The 20,651-nt window shown below is 46.6% G+C and carries 13 protein-coding genes; 9 read left to right on the forward strand and 4 right to left on the reverse strand.

Going from position 1 to position 20,651, the window contains the following annotated elements:
* Positions 1 to 297 precede the first annotated feature (297 nt).
* Positions 298 to 714 (forward strand): DCC1-like thiol-disulfide oxidoreductase family protein, encoded by a 417-nt coding sequence (locus NC994_RS20490; RefSeq protein ID WP_190437255.1) that lies wholly within the window; start codon positions 298 to 300, stop codon positions 712 to 714.
* A 331-nt stretch (positions 715 to 1,045) separates the two neighbouring features.
* Positions 1,046 to 1,546, forward strand: coding sequence for a hypothetical protein (locus tag NC994_RS20495; protein ID WP_190437258.1), 501 nt, complete (start codon positions 1,046 to 1,048; stop codon positions 1,544 to 1,546).
* Between the two features lie 24 nt (positions 1,547 to 1,570).
* On the opposite strand, the gene NC994_RS20500 is transcribed toward NC994_RS20495, so the two are convergent.
* Positions 1,571 to 2,002, reverse strand: a complete 432-nt coding sequence (locus NC994_RS20500; RefSeq protein ID WP_190411960.1) for a hypothetical protein — start codon at positions 2,000 to 2,002, stop codon at positions 1,571 to 1,573.
* 436 nt (positions 2,003 to 2,438) lie between these two features.
* Between NC994_RS20500 and NC994_RS20505 the strand changes: the two genes are divergently transcribed.
* The 5 genes from NC994_RS20505 (at position 2,439) to NC994_RS20525 (ending at position 7,045) form a co-directional block, all read left to right on the forward strand.
* Positions 2,439 to 3,290 carry an alpha/beta fold hydrolase gene (locus tag NC994_RS20505; RefSeq protein ID WP_190429709.1) on the forward strand — a complete coding sequence of 284 codons (852 nt, stop codon included), beginning with the start codon at positions 2,439 to 2,441 and terminating at the stop codon, positions 3,288 to 3,290.
* Between the two features lie 79 nt (positions 3,291 to 3,369).
* Entirely contained in the window at positions 3,370 to 3,840 is a 471-nt protein-coding gene (gene psbQ / locus NC994_RS20510) for a photosystem II protein PsbQ (RefSeq protein ID WP_242029085.1), read from the forward strand.
* A gap of 153 nt (positions 3,841 to 3,993) precedes the next feature.
* Complete coding sequence (locus NC994_RS20515) at positions 3,994 to 5,091, forward strand: FAD-dependent oxidoreductase (protein ID WP_190437260.1); 1,098 nt, start codon at positions 3,994 to 3,996, stop codon at positions 5,089 to 5,091.
* Positions 5,092 to 5,127: 36 nt separating this feature from the next.
* Positions 5,128 to 6,477: a glycoside hydrolase family 3 protein gene (locus NC994_RS20520; RefSeq protein ID WP_190437263.1), complete on the forward strand. Its 1,350-nt coding sequence runs from the start codon at positions 5,128 to 5,130 to the stop codon at positions 6,475 to 6,477.
* Positions 6,478 to 6,562: 85 nt separating this feature from the next.
* Entirely contained in the window at positions 6,563 to 7,045 is a 483-nt protein-coding gene (locus NC994_RS20525) for a hypothetical protein (RefSeq protein ID WP_190437266.1), read from the forward strand.
* 133 nt (positions 7,046 to 7,178) lie between these two features.
* On the opposite strand, the gene NC994_RS20530 is transcribed toward NC994_RS20525, so the two are convergent.
* From NC994_RS20530 to NC994_RS20540, 3 genes are all read right to left on the reverse strand, one after another.
* Positions 7,179 to 8,297 carry a phosphodiester glycosidase family protein gene (locus tag NC994_RS20530; protein ID WP_190437269.1) on the reverse strand — a complete coding sequence of 373 codons (1,119 nt, stop codon included), beginning with the start codon at positions 8,295 to 8,297 and terminating at the stop codon, positions 7,179 to 7,181.
* Positions 8,298 to 8,459: 162 nt separating this feature from the next.
* On the reverse strand, positions 8,460 to 8,897 hold the full coding sequence (locus tag NC994_RS20535) for an NUDIX hydrolase (protein ID WP_190437272.1): 438 nt from the start codon (positions 8,895 to 8,897) through the stop codon (positions 8,460 to 8,462).
* Positions 8,898 to 9,035: 138 nt separating this feature from the next.
* Entirely contained in the window at positions 9,036 to 11,114 is a 2,079-nt protein-coding gene (locus tag NC994_RS20540) for a prolyl oligopeptidase family serine peptidase (RefSeq protein WP_190437274.1), read from the reverse strand.
* Positions 11,115 to 11,324: 210 nt separating this feature from the next.
* Here NC994_RS20540 and NC994_RS20545 point away from each other — a divergent pair, with 210 nt between their 5' ends.
* The gene (locus tag NC994_RS20545) at positions 11,325 to 17,669 is read left to right on the forward strand and encodes a CHAT domain-containing protein (protein ID WP_199299685.1); all 6,345 of its coding nucleotides are present in this window, start codon (positions 11,325 to 11,327) and stop codon (positions 17,667 to 17,669) included.
* Between the two features lie 102 nt (positions 17,670 to 17,771).
* A complete protein-coding gene (locus NC994_RS20550) occupies positions 17,772 to 20,432 on the forward strand; it encodes a zinc metalloprotease HtpX (RefSeq protein WP_190437276.1) in 2,661 nt (886 codons plus the stop codon).
* Positions 20,433 to 20,651 lie beyond the last annotated feature (219 nt).

The following is a 20,651-nucleotide window of genomic DNA, read 5'->3' on the forward strand; positions in this document are numbered from 1 at the left end:
TGTGCATTTAAGCGGATCATGTGGGCGCGGTCGCGCGTCCGTTGCGGCACGGTTTGAGCAACTCGCAACTCGCTTAACATTGAGTCCTCTGCTTCGCTTAAGATAATCCGAATAGGAGCAGGCATAAATAATGGAAAACTTCGTTTAGGGGCTTTATGCCATCTTATATTTAATTAGTCCCAGCTACTTATCTTCCTTATTCAGATGTTGAGTCATTGAGGTTAAATCAACTCTACATCTTAGATATACGCTCCGAAAATATGTCTCAAATTATTTATAAAAAAATCCGTTAACTCAATGACTTACCACGTAATTTATGACGGCAACTGTAATCTCTGCGTCACTCTTGTGCAACTGCTGGAAGGTTTAGATAAGGGGCAGATGTTTCAGTACATCCCGATGCAAGATATAGAAGCCCTCAAGCACTTTGGAATTACATCCCAAGATTGTGAAATGGGAATGATCTTGATTGATGCCGATACGCCTGAGAGACGGTGGCAGGGAAGTGATGCAGCAGAAGAAATTGGGCGATTGTTGCCAATGGGCAGCGTATTTGTGGATGCATATCGAGCTTTACCAGGGGTGAAGTGGATGGGCGATCGCACTTACGAACAAATCCGCGATAACCGTTACACTATTTTTGGCAAGCGTTCTTCCACTTATCAATCTAGTTATCCAGTTAGTTTTTGTTCTACGGGATGCGTTACGGAATAAGAACTCACAAAAACATTCAGTAGAAAACTGAAAGCGATCGCCCAAACAAGGCAACACCCTAAAAGTAGAGGGGAAGCATTGGGATACTCTCGCCAAAGCTTTCCTTCCCCAGGTAGACGCTAGGCAGTAGTTTTCGTTTTTAAAATAATACTAAGCTATCGCTGTCCTGTTGCGAAAAGTCGCCGCTTAAAAGTTGGTGGCTTGGTTTTGCAATTGCTGGCTTGGTGCGGTGATTTAACAAGGGCGGGAAAAAAGCTTTATCAAGGTTTGATCGGGGGGTTATCTACTGCTGTAGCGACTAGCTGCGAAGTAGATTTAGGAGATTTGGGCAATGAACAAGAGATTTACGAATAATCGGGTTGCCGATAGAACAAAGAGCTTTTCCGAAGGATTTTGGAACAGTGGCGGCGCGATCGCATTAGCGCTGCTTGCCATGCTTCTTCCTGGTTGCGTAGCTGTCCAGAAAGAAGCGCCTGCCCCTGAACCTACCACAGCCGTTGAAAAAGTTGCTCAAAACACGGATCAACTGATCGGTCAAACAGTAACGGTCAGTGGCGAAGTTGAAGAAATTATTGGTCCCAAAGCGTTTCAGTTAGAAGACGACAAAATATTCAGTGGCGAAAAAGTGTTGGTTTTGAATGCAGTTTCTGCCACAGTTCCGATCGCTGAAGGTAAGAATGTTACGGTGACAGGGCAAGTTCGTAAATTCGTCCTGGCTGATTTTGAGAAAGAGTACAACTTAACGAATGATTTAAATGTCAAGAAGAAAATGGAAGCCGAATTTGAAGGCAAGCCGGTAGTCATTGCTCAGACAACCCAAGTCATCGAGTAATTCCCTAGGGATTACCCATTCGACTTAAGCGATTTCTTCGCTGTTGAACAGTTCAAATATTTGCCGACAAAAGTGCTTCAGCTTTTCTCCTACTTCAGGCACTGGCTGGGATTCCCCGACAAACTGCCACTCCTCTACGGTCGAGAGTAACCACTGTTTGCCTTTATGGTCAAAACCTGCTAATTCGACACCGATAGCACGGCGAATCCCAGTCACAGGGTCTTCGTAAAAGCGAATCTGTACCAAGATGCTGCGGCTTTGAAATAAGCGACTTCTGCCAGGAAAATGGAAGCCGATATCAATTGAATCCGGATCGACTAACTCTCTAGTATCCGGGTCGTTTGCCCAAGGTTTTAAATCTGCTCTTGCATCAGGAAACTCAGATTTGTAGAGATTGACAACAGCAGCAATCTTACTAGCGACTTGTATGTTTGTGGCCTGTTCAGCTGCATTCACTTCGCTTGGGTTCCCCTAAACTTGCGCGTTTTCAGTTGTTTTGGCGTTTAAATATAACAGGATGTTCTCTATTTCGCAACTTGGTAGAGCATCTTTCTTTAAGTTTATTCATTGACGCGATAAGAATGGTAAATCTGGATACTATACAAGTGCTATTTTTTAAGGTATGTTCAAATAATGGAAATATGTGCGTTTTTTGAACTTGCCCTTAAATTTCCATTATAAAGAATTGAGTAAAAAATAAATATAAACTCCTAATAATATACCAGAAAAAATTGCTAAATTATCATGAAATCCTTGAAATTCTAATATTTCAACAGCGGAATTGTAGATGCAATTTTAACCAGGATACTAAAATTAAAACTTGACTTGCTTTGCCGGAGATTCCCGCTTTTGCGGTAAGCTCAAGCAACCGGGAGATGTGCAGGCAAAGATAGTGTCAACCAATGAGCAATTAATCAAGATCGGTTCCTTGGAATGGTTTTACCGGGAAGAGAATCCGATTGGTAGAAGTGATAACCTGCCAGTTCTGCTGCTGCACGGGTTGCCGTCGCAGAGTTATAGCTGGAGCGGGGTAATGCCCGGATTAGCAGAGAAAGGGTATAGAGCGATCGCGCCTGACTGGATTGGTTTTGGCTTCTCGGCGAAACCAGAGCGGCGGGACTTTGCGTATACACCCGATACCTTCATCAACGCACTAGCAGAATTCATCCAACACCTAGAAATCGAGCGATTCTATCTGGTTGTTCAGGGATTTTTGGGTTCTGTGGGACTCCAGTACGCTCTGCGTCATCCAGGCCAAATCGAGCGCTTGGTTATCCTCAATACACCTGTGGCAACGACTGCCAAGCTGCCTTGGAAGATTCAACAATTGGGTCTGCCTTTTGTCGGCGATATGATGACGCAAGACCCGCTCTTGGTGGACAGAACCTTAGAAGGTGGTAGCCGTTACGTCATCCCAGATAAGGATTTAGACGTTTACCGCCGTCCCTACCTCAAAAGTTCGGATGCGGGGCGAAGTCTCCTGTACACCGTGCGGAATCTCCAGCTTCAGCAGTCGATGGCAGAAATAGAATCCGGTTTTCAAAGCTGGACGCAGCCAACTTTAATTGCCTGGGGGATGAAAGACCCCTGGCTTCCCTTCACTCAAGCGCAACAGCTGGCGAGTTCCATCCAGAGGGCAGAAATCATGAAGATGGAAGAAGTCGGGCATTATCCTCAAGACCATTGGTCGGACAAAGTCAGCGATGCGATTCAAGGGTTTCTGCGTCGTCAGGCAATTGGATAATGGGTGATATCATCTCTTTTTCTCTTCTCCTCTCGCGTTTTCCCGATTTTTCTCTAAAATAACAGGGGAAATTTGATTCATGGTTTCAAAAAATAGCATGATGGCACGTTATCGGTCTATTTTGGGTTTAATTTTGGCAGTGGTAGCCACATTTATGATTAGTTGCGGTAGTGCAACTGCGGCAACGAAATCGGCTCCTACTTACACGGCGGCTCAGATTGAGCAGATTCAGCAATCGCTTCCGGGAATTCAAGAACAGCGCGATCGCCTTAACACATTGCAAACCTTCATCCAACAACGGCGATGGGTAGATGTGGGTACATTTATTCACGGGCCACTAGGAGATTTGCGACGGAATATGAACCGTGTGGCGGATAGCTTGGCTCCTAAGGACAAACAGGCGGCGCGTCAAGCAGCAAAAGATTTGTTCAGCGATCTGGTCAGAATCGATCAGGCTGCGAAAGAGGCGGATTATCAGCAAGCGGTGACAAATTTCCGCTCTGTATTGCAAGAGTTCGACGCCTTTATGAACTTGATTCCGAAGGCATAGCCAATTAAGGGGTAATTGGGAAAAAATTATTAGTCCTGGGTCATTTGTCATGAGTTCGTTGCTACTGACTCAGAATTCAGGGCTGATCGTCATTACCGATTACCCCGTTACCGATTACCCATTTCTCATGCGCTCTTTCTGATGCGCTCTCAGATGAGTCAGGTTGTAATTATTGGATGCGGCGTTGTTGGGGCTGCGATCGCTTATGAACTCAGTCTAATTCCAGGGCTAACAATTACAGTCTTGGACAAGCAACCACCCGCACAAGCCGCCACTGGCGCTGCATTGGGCGTCTTGATGGGCGCGATCAGTCACAAAATTAAGGGCAATGCCTGGAAAATGCGGCAGGCTAGCATCCAGCGCTATGAAACCCTGATTCCAGAGCTAGAAGCGCTTTTAGACCGTCAGATCCCCTTCAACCGCCAGGGAATTCTGATGCTCTGCTTTGCCGGTGAAGATTTATCTCGTTGGGAAAAACTGGTAGAAATTCGCCACACTCAAGGCTGGCACCTGGAAATTTGGGACGCCGCCCAACTCCAGTCTCGCTGTCCTCAGTTGAGTCATGAGATAATCGGCGCGATTTATTCTCCCCAAGATCGGCAACTCGACCCGGTTGCTCTGACTTTAGCGCTGGTTGATGCTGCTCAACGCAACGGCGTTACCTTTAAATTTGGCGTCACCGTCTTAGAAGAGGAAGCAACAAAGACGGACATTCGCCACATTCAAACAACCGCAGGGCAAGTTGATGTTGATTGGTTAATTGTGGCAGCGGGGCTTGGTTCCACCCCACTCACAGCGTCTTTAAAACAACCGATTGATATCCGCCCGGTATTGGGACAAGCGTTGCACTTGCGCCTAGCGCAGCCAATGGGGCGCGCAGATTTCCAGCCGACAATTACAGGCAATGATGTCCACATTGTGCCCGTAACGGACACAGAATACTGGGTTGGTGCGACGGTGGAGTTTCCCAATAATGGGGATGAGATAGTGGCAGATGCCGCCCATCTGGATGAAGTCATGGCGCAAGCGATCGCTTTTTGCCCAAGTCTAGAAGAAGCCACAATCCTTAAAACTTGGTCGGGATTGCGTCCCCGCCCCGAAGGACGCCCCGCCCCTGTTATCGGTCTTCTGCCCGGTTACAGCAATGTTCTTCTCGCCACAGGTCATTATCGCAACGGCGTTTTACTCGCACCCGCCACCGCCCAAGCGATTCGGGAACTGATTGAGCGATCGCTCAATCAAGATAAATAATCGTCAAACTATGTCTAGTTTTTCTTTTCTGTTTAAATGGTTAATTTACTTAAAATACTTAAAGTATTTTTAGCGATCGCACTTCTATTCCTTGCCTTTAATTTAAAAGCGCCTTTCCTCCCAAGCATAAAGTTTTATTTATTTTTAGGTTTAATCGCAATCAATTTAGCTTTGATTTTTACTGAAATCAAAGCCTTTACTCTCTCGAAGCTTAAAAAAAAATTCCTGAATAAAACACTCCTAGTGATTGCTTGCCTAAGTCTTTTTACAGCTTTAACAGTTGAAATAAGATTCAATTTACTGAAACAAAGTTTATTCCACGCCAACCCATCCCAAATAGAAAAGCTGGGTCAGCACTTTATTATTGGCTACCGAGACTTAAATGAAGTAAAGAAGCTAGTTTCTAAAAAAGCCATAGGCGGTATATTTCTCACAACCAGAAATATTAGAAATAAAAACCAAGAAGATATCAAGCAAGAAATTAATGCTTTGCAGGAGATTCGCCGCAGTCAAGGTTTATCTCCTTTATGGATAACGACCGATCAAGAAGGGGGTGTAGTATCTCGATTATCTCCCCCTCTAACCCAATTACCTCAATTATCAAAAGTAATTTCTGAGTCGGCAAATCTAGAACAAGCGAAAGATAAAGTCATCAAGTATGCCAAAATTCAGGCAAGTGAGCTATCTACAATTGGAATCAATCTAAATTTTGCCCCTGTGGTGGATTTAAACAAAGGAGTGATTAATCCAAACGATAAATTTTCTAAGATTTATAAGCGAGCTATTTCATCTGATAAAAAAGTCGTTGAAAAATTTGCTTTATTATATTGTCAGACGTTAGAAGCTAATGGGGTTAGATGTACGATTAAGCATTTTCCGGGATTGGGAAGAGTAGAGACCGACACCCATCTTGAAAGTGCAGAATTGCATACTTCCGTGAATGAATTAGCGCAGGATGATTGGGTACCCTTCCGGACATTAATGAGTAATTCTCAGGCTTTTACAATGTTGGGTCATGCTAAATTGATGGCGGTAGATGCTAAACATCCCGTCTCCTTTTCCCAGAAAGTAATTAGCATGATTAGAAATGATTGGCAACAGGATGGGGTTTTAATCACTGACGATTTTTGTATGTATGCAGTTTACAACAGTCAAGATGGTTTGAGAAATGCTACTGTCAAGGCGCTGAATGCCGGAGCCGATTTGATATTGATTGCTTACGATCACGATTTATATTATGAAGCGATGGATGCTTTAATCAAAGCTGATAATAAGCGACAATTAGAGAATGAACTGCTAATAAAAAGTAGCAACAGGTTAGAGCAAACCAAAAAGGCTCTCTATGGATTGCCCAAAGTTTTGCCGATAAGTGGAACAAACGGGTGAGATTAGAGGCGGCGTTAGCGAGGTGTTTGCTGTATATTAATAAATGTAAATAATAGAGCAAAACTTTAGCACTTCAGCCGTCAATATGTCTAGTAAGCCTCTAGGAAAACCCCGTCCCCTCTGGCAAGTGATTCTTTTATCGATTATTACCCTGATGCTGTATTACGGTTGGTATAAGTGGATAATTCAAGAAGAATTACGTCGCTACAAAGGTTATGGTTGGTCAGGAACTTTATGCTTAGCGCCTTTTGTTTTGGGGATAGCAGTTCCCCAATTGTTGCGTATATTCGATCCTGATGTTCCTGGCTGGTTTGGTTGGTTTTCCTTGCTGGGAATTGCCTGGATTTACATTGTGCAGTTCAGACTCTATAAAACTGTAAACGAACTCTACAGCGAAGCTGGGATGAAAGAACCACTGATTGTCTGGTGGATTTTTGTACCAGGTTTAAATCTAATTGTTGGCTTGAGACAAATTCACTTTTTAAGTGAGTATTGGGCAAGTAAACAAGGGATAAGTGTTAACGATCCGCTTGCTGAGAGTATTCCTTTTCTCTCTGCGAATGCTTAACGCTGTTCAAAAGATAAATCTAAAGAGGAAGCTGATAAAGCAATCCTATTTTAGGGGTGAGATGCTAGTGCTTCAGATCCCCGACTTCCTGGAGAAGTCGGGTAATCTCTCCTTCACGAATCATTTGGGACGGCTATAAAGGAATCGAGGGGCGATCGCCTGCTTGAAAGCGTTGCCAAGATGTTTTCAAAGCTGAAGGAGCAGGATAATTAGTGTCATAAACAACAATTACATTCGTCAGGTTCCGTCCTGCGGGAAGTAAAATTCTTCCATTATGGGCTAAAGCTTCTGAAGCACCACCATCCAAATTCATTGCTTCAATACAGCCAATCGCTTTCATAATGTTGGCTTCTTGTTGTAAAGATAGACTAGCAAGAAAAGAAATTAAAAATAACTGTTTTCGATTCGCTGGAAACCCAATCGCAGTCCGATATCCTACACCGAGAACATGAGGATCGGCAAAGCCTTCTGATTGCGGCGAGATAGAAATTTTTCCTTGTTTAATCAGTCTTGGTCCGCAAGTAATTGAAAACCAGTGTTGATCCCAATTCGGCTGTCCTTCTGTTCGGGCGGTAATCATTTCTAATTGATTACCTGCTTTAATCCCCAAGGTAGTCCCATAATTTTCCCAGCGGCTGTATTTAAGAAACCTGCCAGCCGCCACCATGTTACCCATCACCCACTTCTGGTTACTTTTATCAAAAAAGGTGCCATTGGCTACCACAGCAGCCTTCTGACGCGCTACCAACTTGGCAAAAGGTTCATCACCATTGCTCACCGTTGGCCCGTTGGCATAAGTCGCATTATTTGCTAAGCCCAGAGTGATGAAAGTTTCTGGGTCAGAGAGGTCAATCGTGGTTTGATAAAAAGACACCCCAGCCACTGTTTTTTGGGTAACTTGCACGGGTTTTCCCTTGGCAACAGCGGGATTTACTTTGGTTTTGGAGGACGGTTGAGATGGTTTAGGCGTGGCGCTGGTTTTTGGAGTTGGCGAAGGTAAAGGCTCAGGAGAAACGCTGCTTATTGGTGTTGGCGTACTGCTAGGTAAAGGGTTTTGAGCGACTCCGTTTTGAGACTCCCAGAAAGCGATCGCTTTCTCCCATAACTGACGAACGAGACTAGCAAAATTGGAGCGGTTTTGGGGAATTGAGAAGAATTCGGTTAAAAATTGAGCAAGTGCCAAACCTACTAAAAATAAAAAAGTGCGCCGCAGCATTTTACGGCAACCATTGGGTTGTTTTCGATCTGGCATAACTTCGCTTACTTCTCGTCTAGCGACTAAATATTGAGCGATGGGAGTAGAGCGATCGCGTGCATCAACAAGAGCGATCGCTCTACTCAGTTTTAGCAGAAGCCGCGATTTTCAAAGATTCCTGAAAAATACCTACACTTGTAGCCCCATCAACGATTCAGGCTATTCGAGAGGTGATTGTAGAGTGAATAAGGTATTGGCGAAAGTCATGAAAATGCGTTTGAGTTCGGCTTCCTCAACGCGCTTAACTGCTTGTTTCACACTCACCCACTGTCGCTTTCTAAAGCTAGCTTCGGGCCAAACTTCCAGCACCGTTTTCACCTGCATTAAAAATACCTCAACCTGGCAGGTGCCTCCCCCTTTTTGATACTCGTAAGTCCCCATCAAAGTCGGTAGCACCTGACCGATGATTCCCGCCTCTTCCCAGGCTTCTTTGGCTGCCGAAGTTTGCGGGGTCATAAACGGCTCAATCATTCCTTTAGGAATCACCCAGCGTTTTCCTGTTGAGGAAGTGATCAACAAAACTTCGATTTTTCCGTTTTTGATGCGATAGGGGATGACCGCCGATTGTTGATAACGCTGGGCTGATTTTAGATTCATGGAACTTATCTTTTTTGGCGATGTTTGATAGGGGATTGCTCCTTGGATTTGCTCTTCAAACCAGGCAGATAATGACTGATGATTGAGTGAGATAGCAATCGATTTGAGTTGAGCGATCGCTCTCGCGCATCCGCGCCGCTACGCGAACACCTCCCGCACCAGGAAAGCCCACCGATCCGCAACTTCCTCAATAATCTTAGTCGTTGGCTTCCCAGCCCCATGTCCTGCTTTAGTCTCAATTCTAATTAATACGGGTGCAACACCTGTATGAGCTGCTTGCAAAGCGGCAGCAAACTTGAAACTGTGGGCAGGCACCACCCGATCGTCATGATCCGCTGTTGTAATCATCGTGGCTGGATAAGATGTCCCAGGCTTGAGGTTGTGCAGCGGCGAATAGGCATAAAGCGCGTTGAACTCCTCCGGGTTTTCCGGAGAACCATAATCCGAAGTCCAAGCCCAGCCAATCGTGAATTTATGGAAGCGCAGCATATCCATCACTCCCACCGCTGGCAACGCCGCACCGAATAAATCCGGGCGCTGAGTCATACACGCACCCACCAACAATCCCCCATTACTGCCGCCGCCGATAGCAAGTTTTTCCGGGGTTGTATAGCCGTTAGCAATTAGCCACTCCGCCGCCGCGATGAAATCATCAAAGACATTTTGCTTATTTAGCTTCGTGCCGCCCTGGTGCCACTCCTCTCCATACTCGCCGCCGCCGCGCAAATTGGGGACAGCATAGACCCCGCCCATCTCCATCCACACCAGATTGCCAACCGAGAAACTAGGCGTCAGGGAGACGTTAAAACCGCCGTAGCCATAGAGATAAGTAGGGTTACTTCCATCTAGTTGCAGCCCTTTTTTGTAGGTGATAAACATGGGCAGATGGGTGCCATCTTTGCTGCGATAAAATATCTGCTTTGTCTTGTAATCATCAGGGTTGAAATCAACTTTCGGTTGACGAAAAATTGTACTTTCACCACTAACCATGTCGTAGCGGTAAATAGTGGCAGGTGTGGTAAAACTGGTGAAGCTATAGAAAGTTTCCGTATCGTAGCGTTTACCGCCAAAACCTCCAGCCGAACCAATTCCCGGTAACTCAACTTCCCGCACAAAGGAGCCGTTCAGCTCAAAGATTTTAATCTGAGTCCGGGCATCTTTTAGATATTCAGTCACAAACTGATTATTGAGTAGACCCACACCTTCAAGGACTTCTTCCGCCTGCGGGATGATTTCTTGCCATTCCTCTTTACTTACTGGAGAGGAGGGAAGATTGAAGGTATCAATTGCGATCGCGCGACCGCGAGGCGCATCTAAGTCAGTGCGAAACCAGAAGATTGAGCCATCATTGTCGATAAAACTATAGCTAGCTTCAAACTCACTAATGAGTTCTATAACTTCAGCGTTTGGATCGGTTAAATCTTTATAGAAAATCAGATTTTTGGGGTCAGTTCCCTTCCAAACGCTGATAATCAGATAACGTCCATCTTCGGTAACGCCACCGCTAAATCCCCATTCTTTTTGATCAGGGCGCTGATAAACCAGGACATCCTCGGACTGTGGCTTACCCAGCTGATGGTAGAAAAGTTTTTGATAGTAATTAACGTCTTCTAATTTGGTTGTTTCGTTCGGTTCATCGTAGCGGCTATAGAAAAAGCCTTGGTTGTCTTTAGTCCAAGACGCGCCAGAGAATTTAATCCACTTGAGATGATCGGAAAGGTCTTCGCCCGTCTCAACGTCGCGTACCTTCCATTCTTGCCAATCTGAACCAGAGGTAGATAAACCATACGCCATCAAATTCCCATCTTCGCTAATCGCAATCCCCGACAGAGCAATGGTGCCATCTTCTGAAAGCTTGTTGGGATCTAGCAAAACTTTTGGCTCGCCATCCAGAGACGTTAATGTATAGAGAACGCTTTGATTTTGCAAGCCGTCGTTTTTGAAGTAAAAATAGCGATCGCCTTCTTTAAAGGGAAGACTGTATTTTTCGTAGTCCCACAGTTCGGTTAGCCGCTGCTTAATTTTTTCCCGAACCGGAATTTCATTTAAATAGCTAAAAGTAACTTGATTTTGAGCCTCAACCCAAGCCTTAGTTTCATCCGAGTCCGGATCTTCTAGCCAACGGTAAGGGTCAGATACCTTTGTCCCGTGATAGTCATCAACTTGATCGACTTTTTGGCTAGTGGGATAAGTGAGGGGTTTATCTGGATACGACATAGGGTTGGACTCTTGGCAACACTGTCCAGTCTAGCGCCAGATTTGGTTGTCAAGAGGGCGATCGCTCCCTTCTCAATCCAGTTTGCACGGGCAATTCTTTGAGAAACCCAGTTTCTGGCAAAAAACTAAAGATCAAATTACATAAGTGCCAAATTGTGAGAGATATGTGTCCAGTAGATAATCGCGATCGCACTGTCCTCATTGAGATTTATGCGTCTCCAAAGAATTGGTCTATTTTTTCTCCCCTGGTTCGCCTTCAGTGTCTCAACCCCATTGCCTGTCAATTTTCCAGTCATATTCGATATGAAGGCGATCGCGCAAACCCCCCATAACCAGAAATTAGACCAAAATCCCGCCGCCAAACCTGCTGTATCAGGCAGCTTTATTGATTACTTCGCACAAGAAGCTCAACTCAAAGGGCATGAAGGAAGTGTCAACAGCGCTAGTTTTAGCCTGGATGGGAAGTTGATTGTCACCGCAGGAACTGACGGCACCGCGAGGGTGTGGGATATTTCTGGCAAGCAGATAGTGGAACTGTGGGGGCATTCAGCGAGTGTCAGGAGTGCCAGTTTTAGTCCTGATGGACAGCGCATTGTCACCGCATCGTTTGACGGTACTGCCCGTGTGTGGGATTTGTCGGGCAAACAGCTAGCGGAACTTACTGGGCATCAAGGCAATGTTTATAGTGCCAGTTTTAGTCCCGATGGAGGACGTATCGTCACCGCAGGTGCTGACAAAACGGTTCGCGTGTGGGACACCTCGGGCAAGTTACTGCTGCAAATCAAAGGACATTCAGGCAGTGTCTACAGTGCGAGTTTTAGTCCAGATGGCAAACGTCTAGTCACCGCATCTGCTGACAAAACTGCCCGTGTCTGGGATTTGTCCGGCGTAGAGACGCGATTAATCGCGTCTCTACAAGGGCATACTGATACGGTTTGGAGTGCGAGTTTTAGTCCGGATGGGAAGCGGATTGTTACCGCTTCTGATGACAAAACTGCCCGTATCTGGGATACCTCTGGCGTAGAGACGCGATTAATCGCGTCTCTACAGGGGCATACTGACAGTGTCTTAAGTGCTAGTTTTAGCGCCGATGGACAGCGAATTGTCACCGTATCTGTTGATAGAACTGCCTTGGTGTGGGAGTCCTCGGGCAATTTGGTAGGTAAACTCCAACAGCATGAGGGCGGTGTCAACAGTGCCACTTTTAGCCCAGATGGAAAGTGGATTGTTACCGCATCTAGTGACAGCTCCGCTCGTGTGTGGGATACCTCCAGCAAGTTGCTAACTGAACTACGAGGGCATTCAGCCAATGTTAGCAGTGCCAGCTTTAGCCAAGATGGACAGTTGATTGTCACCGCATCTACTGACGAAACGGCTCGTGTGTGGGACTTGTCACGCAAGCAACTGGTGAAACTGAAAGGGCATCAGGGCGCTGTCAACAGTGCCAGTTTTAGTCCGGATAGCAAGCTGATTGTTACTGCATCATCTGATGGGACTGCCCATGTGTGGGATACTTCTGGCAAGTTGCTCTCAGAATTCAAAGGACTTCAAAACAGTTTCTGGAGTGTCAATTTTAGCCCGGATGGCAAGCTGATAGTTACCCCGTCAGATGATGGAACTGCCCGTGTGTGGGATACTTCTGGCAAGTTGCTCGCAGAACTTAAAGGGCATTCTGGCGCAATTTACATTACCAATTTTAGTCCAGATGGACGGCGGATTGTCACCGCATCTGATGACGGCACTGCCCGTGTGTGGAATACTTCTGGCAAGTTACTCGCAGAGTTCAAAAGGTCGTCTGGTATTGGTCAGGTGAGGTTTAGTCCAGATGGCAAGCTGATTGTTATGACAGGTTCGTTCAGCAGTACTGCCTCTGTGTGGGATATTTCTGGTGAGTTATTCACAGAACTCACAGAGCATCAGAGTGGTATCAACAGTGCAAGTTTTAGCCCAGACGGCAAACTGATTGTTACTGCATCTTTGGACAAAACCGCCCATGTGTGGGACATTTCCGGCAAGTTGCTTGCAGAACTCAAAGGGCGTCAGGGCTATGTCAACAGTGCAAGTTTTAGCCCCGATGGCAAACTGATTGTCACCGCATCCTATGACGGAACCGCTCGTGTATGGGATATTTCTGGCAAGTTGCTTGCAGAACTCAAAGGACATCAGGATTCCGTCAAAAGCGCCAGTTTTAGTCCAGATGGCAAGCGGATTATCACTGCATCTGGTGACGGCACTGCCCGTGTGTGGTACTTGTCTGACAAACTGCTAACCCAACTTCAGCAGCTTGAAACACCTGATTCTGATAAGCCAAAAACCCAACGAGAGATAGTCTTCAGAAAAACCAGTAGTAGTGCCAGTTTTAGCCCGGACAAACAGCATGTTCTCAGCGTCTCCACTGACGGCACTGCCTGTGTGTGGGCCATGTCCGGTAAGCTGCTGGTCGAAATTAAAGGGTATTCTTATTTTGTCAACAGCGCCAGTTTTAGTCCAGACGGTAAGCTAATTGTTACTGCATCCGATAACGGTACTGCCCGTGTATGGAATTTGTCTGGTAATCTCCTAATCGAATTAAAAGGACATCAGGGAAGTATCAGAAGTGCCAACTTTAGTCCCAATGGCAAACTAATAGTCACTGCATCCGATGACGGTACTGCCCGTATTTGGGATTTATCTGGTAATTCCCTAATCGAATTAAAAGGACATCAGGGAAGTATCAGAAGTGCCAACTTTAGTCCCGATGGCAAACTAATAGTCACTGCATCCGATGACGGAACAGCCGGTGTATGGAATTTGTCTGGTCAGTTGCTAGCTAGACTCAAGGAGAGTAGGAAATTATTTGTTAAAGCCAACTTTAGCCCAGACGGAAAGCTTGTTGTGACAACATCCAACAACAACATTGCCCGTGTGTGGGACATTTCTGGCAAGTTGCTAGCAGAAGTCCAAGGATATCAGAATAGCACTATTGATAGTGCCAGTTTTAGTCCAGATGGCGAACGCATTGTTACCGCATCTAATCGCAGCACTGCCCGCGTGTGGGATACCTCCGGCAAGCTTTTAGCAGAACTTAAAGTGCATCAGGATATCTTCGGCGGCAACCTTGACAGCAACCGTGCAAGCTTTAGTCCGGATGGCAAACTGATTGTTACCAAATCTGAGTCATTTAATGACGCAACTGTTCGTGTATGGGATACTTCTGGCAAATTGCTGCTGGAACTCCAAGATTTTGCTTCGAGTTTGAGGAGTGCCAACTTTAGTCCAGATGGCAAGCTGATTGTTACCGCATCTGATGACGGCACTGCCCGCGTATGGGATACCTCTGGCAAACTGCTAGCAAACTTCCAAGGAAATCAGCGCCCAGTAAGGGTAGCCAGTTTTAGCCCAGATGGACAGCGGATTGTCACTGTTGATGGCAATGCCCGGTTGTGGGATTTATCTGGCAAGCTGTTAGCGGAACTCAAAGTTAATCAGGGGTGGATCGACGATGCCAGTTTTAGCCCAGATGGACAGCGGATTGTTACTGCATCTAGTGAAGGTATTGGGCGCGTGTGGGATACCTCTGGCAAGCTGTTAGCAGAACTCAAAGGTCATGAATTGAGCGTAACGAGTGCCAGTTTTAGCCCAGATGGCAAGTTAATTGTTACCGCATCTCATGACAAAACCACCCGCGTATGGGATTTGTCTGGCAACCAACTGGCAATACTCAAAGCCAATCAGGAGTGGGTCATCGGTGCCAGTTTTAGCCCAGATGGACAGCGAATTGTCACTGGTGGTGACAATGCCCGTTTATGGGACATTTCTGGCAAGTTATTAGTAGAACTCAAAGGACATTCAGGCTGGGTCCGCAGTGCCAGTTTTAGTCCAGATGGCAAGCTGATTATCACTGCATCTGTAGACCAAACCGCGCGTGTGTGGGATTTATCTGGGAAACAGTTAGCCCTTCTCGCTGGACATCAGGAAGAAGTCGAAAGCGCTAGTTTTAGCCCGGATGGCAAGCTTATTGTTACCGCATCCGGTACACAAAAAGTTTTTTTCTCTGAAGACACTGAACAATTCGCTCCCCGTGACGGCATCGTCCGTGTGTGGGATTTATCCGGCAAACTGCTTGCCGAATTTACAAAGCATAAAACCAGTGTTAACAACGCCATTTTTAGTGCAGATGGCAAGATGATTGTTACCGCATCTCAGGACAAAATCGCCCGTGTCTGGGATACTTCTGGCAATCTAGTAGCAGAACTTAAAGGTCATCAAGGATGGGTTAACAGTGCCAATTTTAGTCCAGATGGACAGCGCATTATCACTGCATCAAATGACGGCACCGCCCGTATGTGGAACACCTCTGGTAAGCTGTTAGCCACTTTGAGTTTGACTGCACCCCCTTATTCCCCGAAAGCGAAAGCAGACAGACTGAGGGATTTAGAATTTTATGCTCCAAATTGTGCCTTGGCATTATCTCCTTGGCAACAAGCACTAAAGATTTACCGAGAAATTGGTGATAAGGAGAATGAAGCTTATATTCTGCAAAAATTGGGCAATGCTTACTATTGCCTCAGCGACTATGCCAATTCCATTAAGTCCTATTCCCAAGCCTTACCTATTGCTAAAGAATTCAATTACCTAGAAAAGCAGGTAAAGAATCTCTCAAAACTGGGAACTGTTTACAATTCCTTGGCTGACTATGACAAAGCCATTCAGTCTTACAATAATGCACTCAAAATCTTAGAGCAGAATCCAAACCCAAAAAGCCAAGCACAGATTTTACGAAGTCGAGGCAATGCTTACAACTCTCAAGGCAACGCTGAACAGGCAATTCAAGATTATTTGCAAGCCTTAACTATTGACCAAGCTGAGAGAAACGGTGCTGGCGTAGCAGAAGATAAAGTCAGTTTGGCCCAAATTTACCAGTCCTTGGGTGACTATAACAAAGCCCTTCAATATTATAAAGAAGCATCAGAAGTAAGACCGATTGAAGCCCTGGCAGGTTTGGGAAATACTTACTTAACCCTTGGTGATGCGGCAAAGGCGATCGCTCTACACTCCTCAAGTTTAGAAAAAGCACGGCAACAGGAAGACAAGGAAGGTGAAGCCAATGCTTTGAATAATCTTGCTAATGCTCTGCGTCAAGCTGGCAAGGTCACAGAAGCCGAAAAATACCTCCGTGAGGCTATCAAAATTTGGGAAGATTTACGAATTAAGTTAGAAGATGCTAATAAAGTTTCCATTTTTGAAAGGCAAGCTCGTACTTACCGCCTACTACAAGAAGTTTTAATTGTTCAGAACAAAACTAATGAAGCACTGGAAATTGCCGAACGGGGCAGGGCGCGGGCTTTTGTGGAATTACTGGCTTCTCGATTATCTCCTAACCCGAAAGAGCAATTTAGCATTACTCCGCCCAATATTGAACTGATTAAAAAAGTTGCCAAGGAACAAAATGCAACCCTTGTTGAATATTCGATTATTTACGATAATTTCAAAGTTCAAGGGAAAGAAAAAAACCTAGAATCAGAACTCTATATTTGGGTCATCAAACCCACAGGTGAAGTAACGTTTCGTCGCAGTGACCTCAAACCACTATGGCAGAAACAGAATCTTTCTCTACAAGACCTCGTAGCCAATACCCGTGAATCTATAGGGGTAAGGGGGCGCGGTGGCGGTATTGTAGCGGAACTGATAGAGGAAGAAAGCCCGACCAAACGATTACAGCAACTCCATCAACTGCTGATTGAACCCATTGCGGAAGAGCTACCTGTTGATCCAAATGCTCGCGTGATTTTTATCCCACAAGATGCGCTGTTCCTCGCGCCATTTCCAGCTCTCCAAGATGCTTCTGGCAAATACCTGATAGAAAAACATACCATTCTGACGGCTCCCTCAATTCAAATGCTGGATTTAACCCATCAGCGCACAAAACGGGTTTTGGGGGATACACGGACTTTTTCTAGCAAGAATGCGTTGATAGTCGGCAATCCCACGATGCCTAAGGTGGTGCTGAACCCTGGAGAACCCGCCGAGCAGTTATCGAATTTGTCGGGGGCGGAACAGGAAGCTAAAGAGATTGCTAAACTGCTCAAGACTCAGGCGATTACAGGGAAGCAAGCGACTAAAGCCGCGATCGCGCAAGCATTGCCTTCTGCCCGAATTATCCATCTGGCAACACATGGGATATTTGATGATATCCAGGGATTGAACAGTGCGATCGCTTTGGCTCCATCCAGTTCAGATGAGGGTTTACTCACGGCTTCTGAAATCTTAAACCTGAAGCTCAATGCAGAATTAGTCGTTTTGAGTGCTTGCGACACTGGACGAGGCAAAATTACCGGGGATGGCGTGATTGGCTTATCACGTTCATTTATTAGTGCGGGTATTCCGAGTGTCATTGTCTCTTTGTGGTCGGTTCCCGATGCACCAACAGCCTCTTTAATGACCGAGTTTTACAAAAATCTCCAGCTCAACCCCGATCGCTCCCAAGCATTGCGGCAAGCGATGCTGACAACCATGAAACACCACCCCGACCCTAGAGACTGGGCGGCTTTTACTTTAATTGGTGAATCCAACTGAAACGGGTAGCCATCTGCGGTTGAAAATTCAAAATTGGCTGAATGATAGGCGATCGCTGAAGTGAGGGTATCTTGGAAGGAAGCCGAGTGCTGTTGAATTTTTATGGCTTCTGTTCCTAATCCCTCTCTGGAAGCTGGTCTAGCAGCCCTGAAACAGGGAAATTATCCAGATGCGATCGCCCACCTAGAAGGCGTTTGCGAGTTTGAGTTGAGTCAAAAGACAGTCCTTCGCGCTCAGATGGGGCTGGTGGTTGCCTATGAACGCACTGGCGAAATCGACAAAGCGCGATCGCTTTGTCAAACCCTCAGTCAAAGCAAATACCCCAAGGTGAAGGACTGGGGAGAGCGGAATTTGGCTAATTTGGTCAATCGTTATCCTCAACTTCAAAAAACGCCTTCCCCTCCCCAAACTTCGGAGGCGACCGGGTTTGTCCCCTTACAAACGCCTGCTACTTCACCCACAAAAGGGGCTGCGCCGGCGTCAGATGTCACCGGATTTGTTCCCTTAGACCAACCGCCCCAAAAGCCTCAACCATCCGTGTCGCCTGCGCTAGACGCGACCGGATTTGTCCCCTTGCAAACGCCTGCCACTTCACCCGCACAGGAGGCAAAAGCCGCTCAACCTGCCTCCGAAAGCGTCAGGGCGAACCGTAAGCCGGTACAAAAGGCAATACCCTCCACCTCACCCCTAGTACAGGACAAAGGGAAAGAAGCGGAAAGCAACCTAGAGGCAGAAGTAGCTGCCCCGACAGAAGCACCGATTGCGCCAGATACAGCAGCAGACACAGGGGCCATTTCTGGGACGCCATCTGAAACGCCATCTGAGACGCCCACAGATGAGAAAATTCTAGAATCGACCAGTAGTATTGGCTGGCGTCAAGCAGGACGCGCCAAAGGATGGCGAGCAATGCCAGCAGTGAAACCAGAACGTCTGTGGGTGCTTCAAGCAGGGACGGCGATCGCGCTTTTTTGGGTAATTCGCGTTTTCGTGCAGTTCTTGATGACGACGACGAACAACTTCCTCATCAACCTGCCATTTTTGCAGCCTATCCCAGCTTTTTACGAAGACCCGACTTGGCCTATCGTGACCGTGTTGGTTCTGCTAGCGTGTCTGTCTCCCTGGCTACTAGACTTCTTCCTCAAGCAATTTGAGAAGATGCAACCGCTGTCGCTGTCAGCGCTGTCTAAATCCAGCCCGGAAGCCGCCAAGATGCTACCCCGCTATTGCGGACAGCGCCGTTTGCCCGTGCCGACTTTGCGGATCTTACCCATCAGCGCCCCAGTCGCACTCACTTATGGAAATCTGCCTCGCACTGCCCGAATTGTGGTCAGTCAAGGACTCTTAGATCAACTGGCAGAGGATGAAATCGCCACAGTCTATGCCAGCGAGTTGGGGCACATTGTCCAAAACAAGTTGGTCGGTTTGGTGATGGCAACCATAATGTTCCTGATTGGAGGCTTTTTTAGCCTGTTGAGGAACTCAGACTGGGCTTGGACTTGTTGGTGGATTGCCCTGGCTTGTTTACCGTTGGGATTGAATTTGGCAGTGATGTCCCTCATCATGCTAATCGCCCAGATTCCTTACACCTTGTACCGACAAGTCGCGCAGTGGGGAGACCGCTTACAAAGCCCCCTGCTAAAGATTCCAGCGGTGGTTGTTTCGGCTTTGAGTTACGGCTTATTTTGGCTAGTTTGCTTTATCGGTTTGTGGCTGTCGCGGCTGCGAATTATCTATAGCGATCGCATAGCGGCAGATATCACTGGCAACCCAAATGCCTTCTCCCGCGCTTTATTGAAAGTTACCCGTGGCATTGCTGCTGATATCCAAAAACACCAGTCTACCCGCTGGCTTTTGGAAGGCTTTGATTTACTGACGCCAGTGGGATATCGGCAAGCCATCAGCTTGGGCAGCTTTCCCTCCCAGACGCCTTGGGAATCCCTGTTGCAATGGGGCTATCTCAACCCCCATCGCCAGTGGATGGTCATCAACAACAGCCATCCTTTAATGGGCGATCGCCTGTACTTGTTATGCCTCTACGCCCGCCACTGGAAACTAGAGACAGAACTTGACTTCACTCAAATGTCCGAACAGCGGATTCGAGCATCTTCGCTCAAAACTAAGAAGTCAAAACTTTGGTTACAAGGTGCCCCCTTCTTTGGCATTTTGTCTGGTTTAGCCTTGGGGTGCTTGTTCTGGCTGTTGGGGTGGATTGGCAGCTGGTTGGGAATCCGGCAACTCGCTTGGATACTCGACGATTACTGGACGATCCTCGTCGGTTGTCTGCCGATAGGTTTTAGCATTGGCACCTTTTTGCGGATCAATCCCTTCTTTCCAGATATCAAAGCTTCCACTCTGCAAACGAACCCCAACCTATCCGATTTATCGACTCGGATCGATGCTTTACCTGTGGATAGTCAGCCGGTGCGTCTGCAAGGAAAACTCTTGGGGCGTCAAGGGATTAGCAACTGGCTGGGACAGGATTTAATCTTGCAAACCGACACCGGCTTGGTTAAGTTACATTATTGCTCTCAGCTGGGTTCTATTGGTAATCTTTTACCCTTGTCCACTCGTCCCAGCGACTTCGTAAATCGGCAAGTCACTGCAACTGGATGGTTTCGGCGAGGCGCGACTCCCTGGATTGACTTAGAAACCCTACGAACCCAAGGCGGCATTACCAGTCTCAGTCGGCACCCTATCTGGTCAACGATTATTGCCTGTTTAGCTGCGGCTTGGGGAACTTACATTATTTTGTTCGGCATTTAATGCACAAGTTGGCACACGCACAAATGACTGTTTGTAAATAAATATTGCAGCTTTTGAAAAAAATGTGTTACATTCCTTAACAAGGGACGACTTAGTGTATCGAGACGCAGGTTGGCTATCTACGGGATAATTGCATAGCTTTTTCGTCTTGGCATCAGGTTTTCCTCCTCCCAACACAGCAAGCTTGACCAGTCGCCGCGAGTGGCTGGTTTTTTTTAG

This window comes from Trichocoleus sp. AS-A1, assembly GCF_039962015.1.
In the GTDB taxonomy this organism is placed as follows: Bacteria; Cyanobacteriota; Cyanobacteriia; order Cyanobacteriales; family FACHB-T130; genus FACHB-T130.